We start from the raw sequence: 16455 nt of genomic DNA, 5'->3' as shown, positions 1-16455 counted from the left end.
GGCGGGCATTCAATCAGACTCTTCGGCCGGGCCATGGCTGCTATCGAAGGCCAGTCCATGCTTGCGCAGCTTGTCGTGCAGGGTCTTGCGCGGGATGCCCAATGCTTCGGCAAGGCTGCGTACCGAACTGTGTGGGCGGGCCAGCTCGGCGGCGATCAGGGTCTTTTCGAAGTTCTCCACCTGCTCGCTCAAGCCGCCGCTGACCACTTCCATCGGCGTGCCTGGATGACTTTCCGGCGCGCTGTTATCCAAGGCCAATTCCAGGCCCAGGGCAAAACGTTCGGCGGCGTTCTGCAACTCGCGCACGTTGCCCGGCCAGCCATGGCGCAGCAGCAGCGCCCGATGGGCCGGTTGCAGCTCGTGGGGCGGCAGGCCGTGGCGGGCGCTGGCCTCGTCGGCGAAATATTGGAACAGCAACAACACGTCCTCACCTCGTTCGCGCAACGGTGGTATGCGCAGTGGCGCGACGTTCAGGCGGTAATACAAGTCGGCGCGGAACCGCCCCTGATCGGCGGCCTGGCGCAGGTCTTCCTTGGTCGCGGCAATGATGCGGATATCCAGCGGGATCTGCTGATTGCCACCCAGCCGTTCCACCACGCGTTCTTGCAGCAGGCGAAGCAACTTGACCTGTACGTCCAGGCTCATGCTTTCGATTTCATCGAGGAACAACGTGCCACCGTTGGCGAACTCGAATTTGCCGATACGGCGTTTCTGCGCGCCGGTAAAGGCGCCGGGTTCGTGGCCGAACAATTCGCTCTCCACCACCGACTCCGCCAAGGCACCGGCATTGATGGCCACGAATGGCCCGTTGCGCCGGCTGGAAAGGTCGTGCAGGGCGCGGGCGACCACTTCCTTGCCGGCGCCGGTTTCACCGAGGATCAGCACATCGGCGCGGGTCGCTGCCAGGGCTCCGATCTGCTCGCGCAGGCGCAACATGGGTGACGACTGGCCCACCAGCCGGGCGCTGAGTTCGTGGCGGTCGCTCAGGGCCAGCCGCAGGCTGCGGTTGTCCAGGACCAGGCGGCGCAAGGCCAGGGCTCGGCGAACGCTGTCGAGCAGATGATCGCTGGCGAACGGTTTCTCCAGGAAGTCGTACGCGCCAGCACGCATGGCCTGCACGGCGAGCGGCACATCGCCGTGACCGGTGATCAACAGCACCGGCAGTTCCGGATCCTGGGCGTGCAGTTGACTTAGTAGCTCAAGGCCGTCCATGCCTGGCATGCGAATGTCGCTGACCACCACGCCCGGCCAGTCGCGGGGCAATTGCGCGGCCAGGCCATTGGCCTCGCCCAGGGGCAGGATTTTCAGCCCGGCCAGGTCGAGGGTCTGGCTCAAGGCCTGACGCAGATGGGGATCGTCGTCGATCAGCACCACCTCAATCTGGTTGTCGATGGTCATACACTACGGTCCTCGGAGGGTTGCAGGCTTACCCCGGGCGCGCCCGCGCGCAGCTTCAGGGTGATCAGGGCGCCGCCTTCCTTGTGATTGGCGAACAACAGCTCGCCGCCAAAGGCGCGCATCAGGGTGTCGCAGATCGCCAGCCCCAGGCCAAGCCCCTGGGTACGGGTCTTGGTGGTGTAGAACGGCTCGCCCGCGCGGCCGAGGGCTTCCATGCAAAACCCCGGGCCGTTATCGCGGATGTACAGGTTGACGCCGGTTTCGGTCGCCTGGGCACTGAGCCAGAGTTTACGTGGCGGGCCTTTTTCGGTCAGCGCATCCAGGGCGTTTGCCAGAAGGTTACCCAGCACCTGGCGCAAGCGCGTTTCGCCGGCCTCGACCCACAGTGTGGCGGCCGGCAGGTCGCGGATCAGTTCCACTTCCATGCTCCGCCGCCGTTTGGCGAGTAACGCCAAGGCATCGTCCAGCGCCGGTTGCAAGGCGACACTTTCTGGCGCATGGCGGTCGCGACGGGCGAAGGCGCGCAAGTGGGCAATGATCGACGCCATGCGCCCGGTCAGTTCGTTGATCAACCTGAGATTGCCACGGGCATCTTCGGTACGCTGGTGGTCGAGCAATACCTCGGCGTTTTCGGCATAGCTTCGAATCGCCGCCAACGGCTGGTTGAGTTCATGGCTGATGCTGGCCGACATGGTGCCGAGTGCCGACAGCTTGCCGGCCTGGACCAGGTCGTCCTGGGCCCGGACCAGTTCCTGCTGGGCGTGCTCGCGCTCCAGGACCTCCTGCTTGAGGCGCCGGTTAAGGCCCTCCAGATCGCTGGTGCGTTCCGCGACGCGGCCTTCCAGTTCATGGCGAGCCTTGGCCTCGAAGGCGATGCGGTCCAGGTAATGGCGCCTGCGCTGCATCATCAAACCGAGCAACAGCATCAAGACCAGGAGCGCTGCGCCGCCGATGATCACCACCGTGCGCACCGGACGATCGATCAGGGTGCGCGGGGCGAGGATGCTGACGCTCCAGCCTGTTTCTTCGATGGTCTGGGTCTGGGGCAGCCAGGCGCTGGCGTCGAGGTTCAGCGGCTTGGGGTCGCGTGTCGGGTAGGGTTGTATCGCGCTGATCGCCTTGCTTTCCGCATCGCTCAAGGGGCGGGTCGAGCGGAAGCGCCATTCCTGGCGCGAGGTGAGGATGACCACGCCATTGGGGTCAGTCACCAGCAGTTGCTCCGGGGTCTTGCCCCAGAGGCTTTCGGTGTGGTCCAGGTCAACCTTGACCACCAGCACGCCGATGACTTTCTCACGGTCGCGGACGGCGGCGGCAAAGAAATAACCGCGTTTGCCCGATGTGGTGCCCAGGCCGAAGAAGCGTCCCAGGCGCCCGGCCATGGCTTCGATGTAGTAAGGGCGAAAAGCGAAATTGCGGCCGACGAAGCTGTCGTGCTTGTCCCAGTTCGACGCCGCCAGGGTCTTGCCCGTGGTGTCCATCAAGTACATGACTTCGGCGCCGGTCTGGGCGCTGATGTTTTTCAGCAGCCGGTTGGCGTTGCCCTGGGTGACGCCATCGTCCGGTGCCGACAGGGCCGCGCGCAGGGCCGGCAGTTCACCGAGAATCTGCGGCAGCACTTCATAGCGATGCAGGGTGCCCAGCAGGTTCGCGACGTAAAGATCGAGCGTCTGGCGATTCTGTCCGGCCAGCTCGCTGCGGTAATACCGCTCGGCCAGATGCTCCAGCGGCCACAGCAAAGGCGCCAGGCACAATGCGAGCAAGGCCAGGCTGCGCCAACGGGGTCTGCGCGGGAGGGTGGAATTCATGAGCAGGATGCGCCTGTGGTTACAGACGCATTATGCCTAGGCTTGTCCGGCAAGGCACTGTCGCAAAGCGCTTCGCCAGTCTGGCTGGCTCACCCTCCATTCCCGGAGCAGGCGCGTGCAATCGAGCCGCGAATTCAGCGGGCGCGGTGCCGGTGTCGGGTACTCGCTGGAGGGGATTGGCTCAAGCACGGCGCAAGGTTTGTGCTGCTCCACCAGGTTTTCACCGATGGCCTGGGCGAAGCCGAACCATGACGTCTGGCCCTGGGCCGTCAGATGATAAGTGCCCCAGGCTCCGCACTGTCCGGCCTGCCAGCGCTCTATCAACTTTGCGGTGCTGTCGGCAATGGTACCGGCCCAGGTCGGTGCGCCGATCTGATCGGCCACCACCCGCAGGTGGGGTTTTTCTTGGAGCAGGCGTTGCATGGTCAGCAGGAAGTTACGCCCCGCATTGGAATACACCCAACTGGTGCGCAGGATCAGATGCTGCCCGCCAGCCTCGCGGATGACCTCTTCGCCCGCCAGTTTGCTGCGACCGTAGACGCTCAGGGGGTTGGGCGCATCGTCTTCGGTGTAGGGCTCGGGCTTGCGACCGTCAAAGACATAGTCGGTGGAGTAGTGAAACAGTGGAACGCCCAGCCCAAGCGCCGCCCGGGCGAGCACGCCCGGTGCCGTGGCGTTGATGGCAAACGCCCGCTCCGCTTCGCTTTCGGCCTGGTCGACGGCGGTGTGGGCGGCGGCATTGATGATCAGGTCGGGCCGCAATGCATCGATAGGCGCGCGGATGTCATCCGTGCGCGCCATGTCGAGCTGGCTACTGCCCAGCACGATCAATTCGCCCACGGCCGCGAGGCGCTTTTGCAAGGCCTGGGAGACCTGGCCGTTCTGGCCGATGATCAGGATGCGCAAGGAGGAATTCATGGGAACAGGTCGGCCTCGCGAAGGGCGCTGCCGGCCTGATCCTTGGCGGACAGGATCGGCGCGCCCTGCAGTTCCCAGTCGATCGCCAGTTCCGGATCGTCCCAGCGAATGCAGCGTTCGGCTGATGGGGCGTAGTAATCGGTGGTCTTGTAGAGAAAATCGGCTGACTCGCTCAGCACCACGAATCCATGGGCGAATCCTGGTGGAATCCACAGCTGCCGATGGTTCTGTCCCGACAGGCGTACGCTTGTCCACTGGCCGAAAGTCGGGGAGCTGCGGCGAATGTCCACCGCAACGTCCAGGACCTCACCTTCGGTGACGCGCACCAGTTTCCCCTGGGAATGTTCGATCTGGTAATGCAGGCCGCGCAGCACGCCCTTGGCGGAACGCGAATGATTGTCCTGGACGAACTGCACCACGCGGCCAGTGGCCTCGGCGAACGCCTGGGCGTTGAAGCTTTCATAGAAAAAGCCGCGTTCGTCGCCGAAGACCTTCGGCTCGATGATCAGGACGTCCGGCAGGCGCGTGGCGATGACGTTCAACGTGTCTCTCCGGCGATCTTGAACAGGTACTGGCCGTAACCGGTCTTGCCAAAATATTGGGCGCGCGCAAGAACGTGCTCTCGACTGACCCAACCCTGCTGGTAAGCGATTTCTTCCAGGCACGCGACCTTCAAGCCCTGTCGATGCTCAATGGTCTGTACGTATTGCGAGGCCTCCAGCAGGCTGTCATGGGTACCGGTATCCAGCCAGGCAAAACCACGTCCAAACCGCTCGACATGCAAATCTCCGCGTTGCAGGTAAGCGTTGTTGACGTCGGTAATCTCCAGTTCGCCTCGTTTGGACGGCTTGATGGTCTTGGCGATCTGTATGACATCGTTGTCATAGAAATACAGGCCGGTCACCGCATAGCTGGACTTGGGCTCGGTGGGTTTTTCTTCGATGGAAACGGCGCGTCCTTCAGGGTCGAAGTCGATCACGCCGAAACGCTCGGGGTCCTTGACCCAATAACCGAACACCGTCGCACCGCGCTCGCGATTGACGGCGGTCTGCAACTGCTCGCCGAAATGCTGGCCGTGAAAGATGTTGTCGCCGAGGATCAAGCACACCGGGTCGCTGCCAATGAATTGCTCGCCAATCAGGAATGCCTGGGCCAGTCCGTCGGGGGCGGGCTGTTCGGCGTAGCTGAAATGCACGCCGAACTGAGAACCATCGCCCAGCAGGTTGCGATATTGCGGCAAGTCCAGTGGGGTGGAGATGATCAGGATTTCCTTGATGCCAGCGAGCATCAGCACCGAGATTGGATAATAGATCATCGGTTTGTCGTAGATCGGCAGCAGTTGTTTCGAAACCCCGAGGGTAATCGGGTGCAGCCGCGTACCGGAACCGCCGGCCAGAACAATGCCTTTCATCATGCAATCGTATCCTTGTTGTCGAGTGAGCCCAGGCGCTCGCCCTGATAACTGCCATCCTGGACGCGCCGGCACCACAGCAGGTTTTCGAGGTACCACTGCACGGTCTTGCGCAGTCCGCTCTCGAAGGTTTCCGATGGTGTCCAGCCCAGCTCCCGTTCGATCTTGCCGGCATCGATGGCGTAGCGCAGGTCGTGGCCGGGACGATCCTTGACGAAGGTGATCAGGTCGGCGTAGTGCTCGACGCCCGCGGGCTTGTGCGGCGCCAGCTCTTCAAGGAGTGCACAGATGTTGCGCACCACGTCGATGTTCTTTTGTTCATTGTGGCCGCCGATGTTGTAGGTCTCACCGACCACCCCTTCGGTGACGACTTTGAGCAGCGCCCGCGCGTGGTCCTCGACGAACAGCCAGTCGCGCACTTGCAGCCCATCGCCATACACCGGCAGCGGTTTACCGGCCAGGGCGTTGAGGATCACCAGCGGAATCAGCTTTTCGGGGAAGTGAAAGGGTCCGTAGTTATTCGAGCAGTTGGTCAGCAGCACGGGCAGGCCATACGTACGTTGCCAGGCGCGGACCAGATGGTCGGACGCCGCCTTGCTGGCCGAATACGGCGAGCTTGGGGCGTAGGCGGTGGTTTCGGTGAACAGGTCATCCACGCCATGCAGGTCGCCATACACTTCGTCGGTGGAAATGTGGTGGAAGCGAAACGCCCGCTTTTGCGGTTCGGCCAGGGTTTGCCAATAGGCACGGGTGGCTTCCAGCAGGCTGTAGGTGCCGACGATATTGGTCTGGATGAAATCCGCCGGACCGTCGATGGAGCGGTCCACATGGGATTCTGCGGCCAGGTGCATGATGGCGTCAGGTTTGAATCGCCCCAGCACCGCGCTGATCGTCGGTTGGTCGACGATGTCGGCCTGCACGAACTCGTAGCGGCTATCGTGATCGATGCTGCTCAGCGACTCCAGGTTGCCAGCGTAGGTCAGTTTGTCGAGGTTCAGGACCTGATGGTCAGTATGGCCAATCAAATGTCGTATTAAAGCCGAGCCGATGAAGCCGGCGCCGCCGGTAATGAGAATGCGCATCCGGTTAAGCCTTTTTTCGATAAGACGATACAGCGATGGAGCATAGCTTGTCGGCATGACGAAGAGGGTGCAAGCGAATATCCGCAAGGAGCGCGTCATGGCAGGCGGGCTATCGGCGGAGCAAAAAGAAGGGGTTGCTAATTCCCCCGACTCAATGGCGTGATAGGCATCCAAAACAAAACCACACAGGGGTCGTTGTATGCCGCTCGCTACGTTGGTTCACCGTGCCAGTTTGCCAAGCCCACAGATCAGCGCCGAACAGGCGTTGGTGCTGTTGCGCTTGAATTACGGACTCAGCGGCGACCTGCGACCCCTCGGCAGCCACCAGGACCTCAACTACCGCGTCGATAGCGAGCGCGGCCGGTATGTGCTGAAAATTTGCCATGGCGACTACGCCATCCAGGAACTACAGGCCCAGCATGCGGCCCTGAAGGCGCTGGCCGGGCACGGCACGGTGAAGGTGCCAGCGGTTATCGCGGCCAGCAGTGGCGAGGATCTGTTGACGCTTGAAGTCGCCGGACAAACGGTCCATGTACGCCTGCTGGAATACATCGACGGCCAATCCCTGACCCAGCTCAAGCACTTGACCCCGGACCTGGTAACCGGGTTGGGACGGCTGTGTGCGGAGATGAACCTGGCCCTTGCCACCTTCGATCATCCGGGCCTGGAGCGCACCCTGCAATGGGATGCGCGCCATGCCCCGGCGTTGATCGACCACCTGCTGCCTGTCATCCGGGATGACCAGCGGCGCCAATTGATCGCCGACGTCGCGCAACAGGCAGAACGGCGCTTGCAGCCACTCAAGGCCAGCCTGCCAATACAGGCGATCCACATGGACATCACGGATGACAACGTGGTCTGGCAGCGCGACGCCCAGCGTCAGTGGCAGATGCAGGGCGTGATTGATTTTGGCGACTTGATCCGCACTTGGCGCATCACCGACCTGTCGGTGACCTGTGCAGCGCTGCTGCACCATGCCGATGGCGATCCGTTTTTCATCCTGCCCGCGGTCAAGGCCTATCACTCGACCAATCCGTTGCAGCGCGAAGAACTCCTGGCGCTCTGGCCGTTGATCGTGGCCCGTGCCGCTGTGCTGGTACTCAGCGGTGAACAACAAGTCGCGATCGACCCGGACAACCAATACTCCCGTGACAATCTTGAACATGAGTGGGAAATCTTCAACGTCGCCCGTTCCGTGCCGCTTGAGCTGATGGAGACGGCGATTCTCACTGCCGCCGGCCATAGCCTGCCGCCCGTTGCCAACGAGGGCTTCGCGCCGCTGTTGCCGACGCTGGTGGGGCGCGACTTTGCCTTGATCGATCTCGGCGTCCTCAGCCCGCATTTCGAGGCCGGTAACTGGGAGCAGGCGGGAATCGACCAACGCCTGTTGAGCGAAGCCGCCGCCGTACACGGTCTGGCGGCCAGCCGTTACGGCCAGTACCGCTTATCCCGCACCCAGCCAGACAACGCCGTCGAGCCCGATACTTATCCGCTGCATGTCGAATTGCACGTACCGCAAGGCGCACCACTGGAGTCACCCTTCGCCGGCGTGGTGCACAAGGGCGTCGATGGCCTGCTGCGGCTCGATGGCCCGCAGTTGAGCGTGTGCCTGTGGGGCGTGGCATCGTCGTTGCTGCCCGGGGCCGCGCTGGTCAAGGGGCAGGTGATCGGCGAAGTGACCGGGCCGTTGCGGGTCCAACTGTGCCGGGGCGCGCATTTGAATCCCCCGCTGTTCTGCTCGCCGGCGCGGGCGCAAGCGTGGCAAGCGCTATGCCCGTCCCCCGCGGCCCTGCTGGGGCTGGCGTGTGATGCCGAGCCGGAAATCGATCCCGAGGCGCTGCTGGCCCGTCGCGATGCGAGTTTTGCCCGTTCGCAGAAGCACTACTACGTCGATCCACCGCGCATCGAGCGCGGCTGGCGCAACCACCTGATCGACATGCAAGGCCGCTCCTACCTCGACATGCTCAACAACGTCGCGGTGCTGGGCCATGGTCATCCGCGCATGGCGGCGGTAGCGGCGCGGCAGTGGTCGCTGCTCAATACCAACTCGCGCTTCCACTACGCGGCGATCGCCGAGTTCTCCGAACGTCTGTTGGCGCTGGCGCCGTCGAACATGGATCGCGTGTTCCTGGTCAACAGCGGCACCGAGGCCAACGACCTGGCGATTCGCCTGGCCTGGGCCTACAGCGGCGGGCGCGACATGCTCAGCGTGCTGGAGGCGTACCACGGCTGGTCGGTGGCGGCAGACGCGGTCTCGACGTCCATCGCCGACAATCCAAAGGCCCTCAGCAGTCGTCCGGATTGGGTGCATCCGGTCACGGCGCCGAACACGTATCGCGGTGAATTCCGTGGGGCCGACAGTGCGCCGGACTACGTGCGCAGCGTCGAACACAACCTGGCGAAAATCGCCGAGCAGAAACGCCAGCTTGCCGGCTTCATCTGCGAACCGGTGTACGGCAACGCCGGTGGCATCGCGCTGCCGCCGGGGTACCTTAAACAGGTATACGCCATGGTGCGCGAGCGTGGTGGCGTCTGCATCGCCGACGAGGTGCAGGTTGGCTACGGGCGCATGGGCGAGTTTTTCTGGGGCTTCGAAGAGCAAGGCGTGGTGCCTGACATCATCACCATGGCCAAGGGCATGGGCAACGGCCAGCCGTTGGGTGCCGTCATCACCCGCCGGGAGATCGCCGAGGCGCTGGAAGCCGAAGGGTATTTCTTCTCGTCTCGCCGGCGGCAGTCCGGTCAGCTGCCAGATCGGCATGGCCGTGCTGGATGTCATGGAGGAAGAAAACCTCTGGGAAAACGCCCGGGTGGTCGGCGGACATTTCAAGGCCCGACTGGAAGCCTTGATCGACCAGTATCCGTTGGTCGGAGCGGTGCATGGTTCGGGCTTCTACCTGGGCGTGGAGCTGATCCGCAACCGCGACACCCTGGAGCCGGCCACCGAAGAAACCACGGCGCTGTGCAATCGCTTGAGGGAGCTGGGCATTTTCATGCAACCGACCGGTGATTACTTGAACGTCCTCAAGATCAAGCCGCCGATGGTCACCAGTCGTCAGAGCGTGGATTTCTTCGTCGACATGCTGGCGAAGGTATTGGAGGAGGGGTTATAGCCAATCTGACACGCCACGCTGTTCCCCTGTGGGAGCGAGCTTGCTCGCGATGACGGTTCAAGGCCGATAGTGATTTGGTTGGCCTACCGCTATCGCGAGCAAGCTCGCTCCCACAGGTTTTTCGGTGCTCTTAAAATCGATTTTTGTCGGGATTTTAAGTCTTGATTATAGGAGTTTTGATTTTATTTCCTTTAAAAGCCGATTTTTATCGGCTATAAAGACGCCTCTGTCCATCGCCCAGGAGATGATTCATGAGTCGTATCGTTACCGTAGCCGCTACTCAAATGGCCTGCTCCTGGGATCTCGAAGCCAATATCGAGACCGCCGAGAAGCTGGTTCGCCAGGCGGCCGCCCAAGGCGCGCAGGTCATCCTGATCCAGGAGTTGTTCGAGACGCCGTACTTCTGCCAGAAGCCGAACCCGGACTACTTGCAGCTGGCGACTTCGGTTGACGACAACGTTGCCATCAAGCATTTCCAGAAAGTCGCCGAAGAATTGCAAGTCGTGTTGCCCATCAGTTTTTTTGAACTGGCCGGTCGTGCGCGCTTCAACAGTATTGCGATCATCGATGCCGACGGGCGGAACCTGGGCGTCTATCGCAAGAGCCACATTCCGGACGGTCCTGGCTACCATGAAAAGTACTACTTCAATCCTGGCGATACCGGTTTCAAAGTGTGGAATACCCGCTACGCAAAAATTGGCGTAGGCATCTGTTGGGACCAGTGGTTTCCGGAATGCGCCCGCAGCATGGCGCTGCAAGGCGCGGAAATCCTGCTGTACCCGACCGCCATCGGCAGTGAGCCGCACGACAAGACCATCTCGTCGCGTGACCACTGGCAACGCGTTCAACAAGGCCATGCGGGCGCCAACCTGATGCCGCTGGTGGCGAGCAATCGCATCGGCAATGAAGAGCAGGATGGCTACGACATCACATTCTACGGCTCGTCGTTCATCGCCAATCAGTTCGGTGAAAAAGTCCAGGAACTGAACGAAACCGAAGAAGGTGTGCTAGTACACAGCTTTGACCTCGACGAGCTGGAACACATTCGCAGTGCCTGGGGCACTTTCCGTGATCGGCGGCCGAACCTGTACGGCGCGATCAAAACCCTCGACGGCTCATTGGAGTCCTGATTGATGACAACTTTGCATAGCACTCCGCGCGCGGACGGTTTCCACATGCCTGCCGAGTGGGCGACCCAGAGCCAGGTCTGGATGATCTGGCCCGAGCGCCCGGACAACTGGCGCCTGGGCGGCAAGCCCGCGCAGGCCGCCCATGTAGCGGTGGCCAAGGCCATCGCCCGCTTCGAACCGGTGACCGTGGCGGTGTCCGCAGCCCAATATGAAAACGCCCGGGCGCGCCTCGATGTGCCGAATATCCGCCTGGTAGAAATGTCCAGCGACGACGCGTGGGTCCGCGATACGGGCCCGACGTTTGTCATCAACGACAACGGTGAAATACGCGGTGTCGATTGGGATTTCAACGCCTGGGGTGGTTTCGACGGTGGCCTGTATTCGCCGTGGAACCGCGATTCGCAAGTGGCCGGCAAGATTCTGGAAATCGAGCGTAGCCCGCGTTACCGCACCGAAGGTTTCGTGCTCGAAGGCGGCTCGATCCATGTCGACGGTGAAGGCACCGTGATCACCACCGAGGAATGCCTGCTAAACCGCAATCGCAACCCGCACATGAGCCGCGAACAGATCGAAGCCGTGCTTGGCGATCAACTGGCTGTGGATAAAGTCATCTGGTTGCCGGACGGTTTGTTCAACGACGAAACCGACGGCCATGTGGATAACTTTTGCTGCTACGTGCGCCCGGGTGAAGTCTTGCTCGCCTGGACCGACGATCCGCAGGACCCGAACTACGCCCGTTGCCAAGCGGCCATGAATGTCCTGCGAAACAGCACCGACGCCAAGGGCCGCCCGTTCACGGTGCATAAAATGCCGATCCCCGGCCCGTTGTATGCCACGGAGGAAGAGTGTGCCGGCGTGGACGCGGTAGAAGGTTCCCAGGAGCGCAATCCGAGCGTGCGACTGGCGGGCTCCTATGTGAACTTCCTGATCGTCAACGGCGGCATCATCGCGCCGAGTTTCGACGACCCGCTGGACGCTACGGCCAGGGAGATCCTGCAGACGCTGTTTCCGCAGCATGAAGTCGTCATGGTGCCGGGGCGGGAACTGTTACTGGGGGGCGGGAATATCCATTGCCTTACCCAACAACAGCCAGCGCCGCGCGCGAAATGAGTGGCTATGTAACAGCCTGGTGATATCAATCACAGCGGCTCGGTGCCGCTGTTTTTGGATCCATGCAGAGCAAGCCCGCGCCCCAATTGGAGCGCGGGCTTTTTTGTGTCTGGCTTGTTGCCGACGTGATGACATTGGCATAGCTCTTGTATCGGCATACAGGCGGTTCTGAAGAGAGGAGCTGCGTTGTTTTGTCATAAACCTCGGATAAATTGGCCGCTCATCAACCAGGAGGGCGCTGGAATGAACATGATAAGCGAGCGCACATGCCATCCTTTGGCCGTTAATGGTGAGTCGCTCCAAGCCGTGGCGCAGTGGTTGAAGTCCAATGGAACGCGTCAGATCAGGGAGCCTGATCCGCGCCGGACGATCATGGAGCGCTACCCCGCTGGCCTGTTCAGCGAGGCGGAAATGGAAGCGTTGTGGGATGTGATGCAAGGATAGAATTCAACGGATTGATCAAGGCGCTGCCTGCAAGGGTGGCGCTTTTTTATGCCTGTGGATTTCCCACAGATTCGACCGATCCACGAAACAAACTGAACACCATTCCGGCGTTTTTCCGCGTGGTCCTCCAAGGCTAACCTGCCGCTACAGAAACCAAAGCCCCGGCGGAAGTCTTCATGACCCAACTTCACTATATCTATGATCCACTGTGCGGCTGGTGCTACGGCGCGAAGCCGCTGATCCAGGCCGCCAGGACAGTGTTGCCAGTTATTGCCCATGGTGGTGGCATGATGACCGGCGCTAATCGCCAGAAAGTCTCCGCCCAGTTGCGCAATTACGTGACGCCCCATGACCGGAGAATCGCTGAATACACCGGGCAGCCGTTTGGCGAGGCTTATTTCGAGGGGCTTTTGCGGGACGAGGAGGCGGTCTTCGACTCGGCGCCTCCGACTGCGGCGGTTCTTGCGGCTGAACAGCTCGAGGGCCGAGGCCTGGCGTTGTTGGAGCGCTTGCAAACGGCCCATTACGTTGAAGGCCGGCGAATTGCTGACGAAACGGTGCTGTTGGAATTGGCCAACTCCATCGGCTTCGAGGCCGAGGCATTCCGGCGTTCATTCATCGAAGTCGATGTGCAAGCGCATTTCGTTGCAAGCCGGGCCTTGTTGGCCAAGGTTGGCGGGCAGGGTTTCCCGACGCTCGCCCTGGAGCGGGACGGCCGGCTGACGCTGATCGATATCGGTCCCTGGCTGGGCAAGCCCGAGGCGTTCGCCCAATGGCTGAGGCAAGCCATGCCATCGCACGAATCGGCACCCGCAATGGTCTGTGGCCTGGACGGCTGTTCAAACTGATCTGTTCTTAGACGTTTTTCGCCTAATCACAGATGATTCACGAAATTGACACAGGGTTCATGGCGCGACTAGGATTCGTCTACGCCTGTGGCCAACAGCCATGACTCTTAAATAATAAAAGGGCCCGACACGATCATCGTGGGCGGGCCTTTTCATTATTTTCAGGAGCAAGAGTCCGAATAAAGAGCGCAAAAGCGCCATTCCGGTTGCCGGTTGCAGTGCGAATCAACCCGTATAAGGAAAATAATCATGTTGAACAAGCGCATCAGTTTGATCGCACTGGGGATTCTGAGCACCACACAAGCCATGGCCAATGACCAGGCCGAGTCCAAGGGCTTCGTTGAAGACAGCAGCTTGAAAGTGCTGTTGCGCAACGCCTATATCAATCGCGACTACAAGGACGGCAACAAGGACAAGGCCGAATGGGGCCAATCAGCCATCGGTACGTTCTCGTCCGGCTTCACCCAAGGCACGGTGGGCGTGGGTGTAGATGCATTCGGCTTGTATGCGTTGCGTCTGGACGGCGGCAAAGGACGTACCGGTGCGCAAGGCATCGATTTCTTCAAGAAAGGCGACAGCGGCAACGCGGCCGATGACCTGTCCAAGTTCGGTGCCGCGGTGAAGTTCCGCGTCTCCAACACCGTACTTGCCTACGGCGACCAGATGCCGGCCCTGCCCGTATTGAGTTATGACAACGGGCGCCTGCTGCCGGAAAGCTACACCGGCACACTGATCACCTCCAAGGAAATCAAAGGGCTCGAACTGAACGCCGGTCGTTTCACCGCCGAGTCGCGTAAAAGCGCCGAAGGCCGTGACAGCGGTGGCTTGAAGTCGATCAACGTACTGGGCGGCAGCTATCAATTCACCGAACAGTTCAAGGCTTCGCTCTACGCCTCGGACGTCGAGGACGTGCTGAAGAAACAATACGTGAACGCCAACTACGTATTCCCGCTGGCCAAGGACCAATCCCTGACCCTGGACTTCAACGGCTATCGCACCAAGCTGGATAATAGCTACGTGCGGGAAAACAACGTCACCGGCGACGACAACAAGATCTGGAGCCTGGCGGCCACCTTCGCCACCGGTCCCCACAGCTTCACCCTTGCCCACCAGCGCAGCACCGGCGACAGCAACCTCGGCTACGCCTACGGCGGTTACCAGCGGGATCAGAATCGTGTCGGCGATGGCGGCAACACCATCTACCTGGCCAACTCCTACTGGTCGGACTTCAACGCCGAAGACGAACGCAGTTGGCAGTTGGGCTACGGCCTGGATTTCACCACCTTCGGCGTCCCGGGCCTGACCTATAACGTGGCCTATGTGCGTGGCGATAACATCACCACCTCCACCAGCGAAGGCGGCACCGAGCGCGAGATCTTCAACCAGTTCAAATACGTCGTCCAGGGCGGCCCGGCCAAGGACCTGAGCGTGCGCTTGCGCAGTTCGGTGTTGCGTGTGTCGCAGAAGTCCAGTGAGTACAACGTCAGCGGTAATGAGCTGCGGGTGTTTGTGGATTATCCGATTGATGTTTTTTGATGGGTGATGGGGTTTAAAAGCCTTCCATGGAACCCCGGCATGGCGATTGGCCGGGGTTTTTTATTGTGGGTTTCGCCGTTCTGCGAATAGTTGTTCATACTGCGATAGAGCGGCTTTCCAATTTTTGAGCAGGTAGTCTTTGGAGCCTTCCGTGCCATCCGATGCTGGCATGTAGCGGATCAATGGTGCTAGCTCCTCTGGATAGTTGAAGTCCGAATATAATATTTCTAGTTCTTCATAAATGTTGTTGTATAGATGTTTATTGTCAAATAAAAAAGAAAGGGACAGGAATAGCCAGGGTTCGGTTGTGTTTGTCGTTTTTTCTTTGCTTTGGCTCGCCAGGGTGCTTAGCAGTTGATGTATGAGGTGCTGGTTTTCTATCGGAGTAACCGCAATTTCATATGCCTCTTTAGGGTGTGTGATCGTCAAGCTGCAGCAGATGTAATCTGAAATTTCCTTTTCATCTATATAGTTTTGTTCGAGTCCATATAGAAGATCGCTCCAGCTTAACCAAGGCGCTAGCTTATAGATGTAATGGCCGTCGAGAGACAAAGAATGCATCGTTTTATCACACTTTGATGGGCGAAGGGCAATGATTTCTTCGGGAGCTATATTTCGATTGCAATATTGATTTCATTCGTTATATAGCTCGTTGTGATACCAATATGTCTCGTGTGGTTGGTTTGTTGTGTGATTTGCCCAGGATTTAATCCTTTTGCCGTTGAGTGAGGCCTTTTGTGCGCATTGTCTAGGCCAGTGGTTAGTCCAGCGGGTAGTCGCACGTCCACGGAGGCGTAAATAGTTGCGGGTCGACTCCTTTGTTCGTTAGGAAAACATTTATTTCCTCTTCTGTATCCATTGTTTGGCTATATATAATGGTCACGTTACTGGTGTCGATACCGTCATTGATTTCAAGAGTTGATTTTGGAATTGTAAATTCAATTGCGACATACCTCGATCCTTTAGCATTCTCCAAAAATTCGTAGTAACGGTGCCAAGGAAACCTGTTGTCGAAATTTAAATGATAAACCGCATAGATAGCGATCCATTTCCTTAAACTTTCATCTGATGATGGCAGCTCCTGTGCAATTTCGATGTACGATTTTGCTTCTAAGCCCCACCATACCTTTCTGGAAATATGGTTTTTTTTTGTTGTTTGATTTGGTGGTGGTTTCATTTTCAATCATGTGCGTTATCCATTTGGGGGGTTAAGTTAAGGTTGGCTAATTGCTATAAGGGGTAGTCGCACCTCCATGGAGGTGTAAATAGCTGTAGGTCTACTCCTTTGTGTGTAAGGAAATCATTTATTTCCTCTTCTGTGTCCATTGTTTGGCTATATGTAATTGTCACGTCACGGTCGTCGACACCGTCGTTGATTTCAAAAGTTAATTTTGGAATTGTAAATTCAATTGCGACATATCTCGAACCTTGAGCGTTCTCCAAAAAATCGTAGTAGCTGTCGCCAGGGAATCTGTCGTCGAAATTTAAATGATAAACCGCATAGATAGCGCTCCATTTTCTTGATTTTTCATCTGGTGATGGCAACTCCTGTGCAATTCTGGTGTACGATTTTGCTTCCAAGCCCCACCATACTTTTCTGGGAATGAGTTCTTGATCGTTTATGTTCATTGATGCGCCTGATATAGAGATTACTTCATTA

14 protein-coding genes and 1 pseudogene are annotated in these 16455 nt (G+C 59.3%); 6 read left to right on the top strand and 9 right to left on the bottom strand.

Annotated features, from left to right (window positions below; all coding sequences use genetic code 11):
- Positions 1–9: 9 nt before the first annotated feature.
- Genes AB4N42_RS01530 through rfbB form a run of 6 tightly spaced genes read right to left on the bottom strand, consistent with a single transcriptional unit; the run spans position 10 to position 6614 of the window.
- Positions 10–1398, bottom strand: coding sequence for a sigma-54-dependent transcriptional regulator (locus tag AB4N42_RS01530; protein ID WP_030141530.1), 1389 nt, complete (start codon positions 1396–1398; stop codon positions 10–12).
- Complete coding sequence (locus AB4N42_RS01525; RefSeq protein ID WP_030141529.1) at positions 1395–3203, bottom strand: sensor histidine kinase; 1809 nt, start codon at positions 3201–3203, stop codon at positions 1395–1397. Before AB4N42_RS01525 ends, AB4N42_RS01530 begins: the two co-directional genes overlap by 4 nt.
- 36 nt (positions 3204–3239) lie before the next feature.
- Positions 3240–4121: a dTDP-4-dehydrorhamnose reductase gene (rfbD, locus tag AB4N42_RS01520; protein ID WP_030141528.1), complete on the bottom strand. Its 882-nt coding sequence runs from the start codon at positions 4119–4121 to the stop codon at positions 3240–3242.
- The gene (gene rfbC / locus AB4N42_RS01515; protein WP_030141527.1) at positions 4118–4663 is read right to left on the bottom strand and encodes a dTDP-4-dehydrorhamnose 3,5-epimerase; all 546 of its coding nucleotides are present in this window, start codon (positions 4661–4663) and stop codon (positions 4118–4120) included. The genes rfbD and rfbC overlap by 4 nt, the downstream gene beginning before the upstream one ends.
- Positions 4660–5535 (bottom strand): glucose-1-phosphate thymidylyltransferase RfbA, encoded by an 876-nt coding sequence (rfbA, locus tag AB4N42_RS01510; protein ID WP_030141526.1) that lies wholly within the window; start codon positions 5533–5535, stop codon positions 4660–4662. Before rfbA ends, rfbC begins: the two co-directional genes overlap by 4 nt.
- Complete coding sequence (gene rfbB / locus AB4N42_RS01505) at positions 5532–6614, bottom strand: dTDP-glucose 4,6-dehydratase (RefSeq protein ID WP_198797055.1); 1083 nt, start codon at positions 6612–6614, stop codon at positions 5532–5534. Before rfbB ends, rfbA begins: the two co-directional genes overlap by 4 nt.
- Positions 6615–6813: 199 nt before the next feature.
- On the opposite strand from rfbB, the pseudogene AB4N42_RS01500 reads away from it, so the two are divergent.
- From AB4N42_RS01500 to AB4N42_RS01475, 6 genes and pseudogenes are all read left to right on the top strand, one after another.
- Positions 6814–9727: pseudogene (locus AB4N42_RS01500) on the top strand (aminotransferase).
- A gap of 251 nt (positions 9728–9978) precedes the next feature.
- The gene (gene aguB, locus AB4N42_RS01495; protein ID WP_030141523.1) at positions 9979–10857 is read left to right on the top strand and encodes an N-carbamoylputrescine amidase; all 879 of its coding nucleotides are present in this window, start codon (positions 9979–9981) and stop codon (positions 10855–10857) included.
- A gap of 3 nt (positions 10858–10860) precedes the next feature.
- Complete coding sequence (gene aguA, locus AB4N42_RS01490) at positions 10861–11967, top strand: agmatine deiminase (protein ID WP_460115772.1); 1107 nt, start codon at positions 10861–10863, stop codon at positions 11965–11967.
- A gap of 243 nt (positions 11968–12210) precedes the next feature.
- Positions 12211–12411, top strand: a complete 201-nt coding sequence (locus AB4N42_RS01485; RefSeq protein WP_030141521.1) for a hypothetical protein — start codon at positions 12211–12213, stop codon at positions 12409–12411.
- Between the two features lie 176 nt (positions 12412–12587).
- Complete coding sequence (locus AB4N42_RS01480; protein ID WP_460115771.1) at positions 12588–13259, top strand: DsbA family protein; 672 nt, start codon at positions 12588–12590, stop codon at positions 13257–13259.
- A gap of 249 nt (positions 13260–13508) precedes the next feature.
- A complete protein-coding gene (locus tag AB4N42_RS01475; RefSeq protein WP_258648712.1) occupies positions 13509–14795 on the top strand; it encodes an OprD family porin in 1287 nt (428 codons plus the stop codon).
- A 60-nt stretch (positions 14796–14855) separates the two neighbouring features.
- Here the strand turns inward: AB4N42_RS01475 and AB4N42_RS01470 are convergent, their stop codons facing one another.
- From AB4N42_RS01470 to AB4N42_RS01460, 3 genes are all read right to left on the bottom strand, one after another.
- Positions 14856–15347 carry a DUF2247 family protein gene (locus AB4N42_RS01470; RefSeq protein ID WP_217861014.1) on the bottom strand — a complete coding sequence of 164 codons (492 nt, stop codon included), beginning with the start codon at positions 15345–15347 and terminating at the stop codon, positions 14856–14858.
- 208 nt (positions 15348–15555) lie between these two features.
- On the bottom strand, positions 15556–15972 hold the full coding sequence (locus AB4N42_RS01465) for a hypothetical protein (RefSeq protein WP_460115770.1): 417 nt from the start codon (positions 15970–15972) through the stop codon (positions 15556–15558).
- Between the two features lie 53 nt (positions 15973–16025).
- Positions 16026–16424: a hypothetical protein gene (locus tag AB4N42_RS01460; protein ID WP_225936082.1), complete on the bottom strand. Its 399-nt coding sequence runs from the start codon at positions 16422–16424 to the stop codon at positions 16026–16028.
- Positions 16425–16455 lie beyond the last annotated feature (31 nt).

The sequence above is a fragment of the Pseudomonas sp. H2_D02 genome (assembly GCF_054677635.1).
The sequence above is the reverse complement of the archived record's forward strand: the minus strand, read 5'-3'. Positions and strand labels throughout refer to the sequence as shown.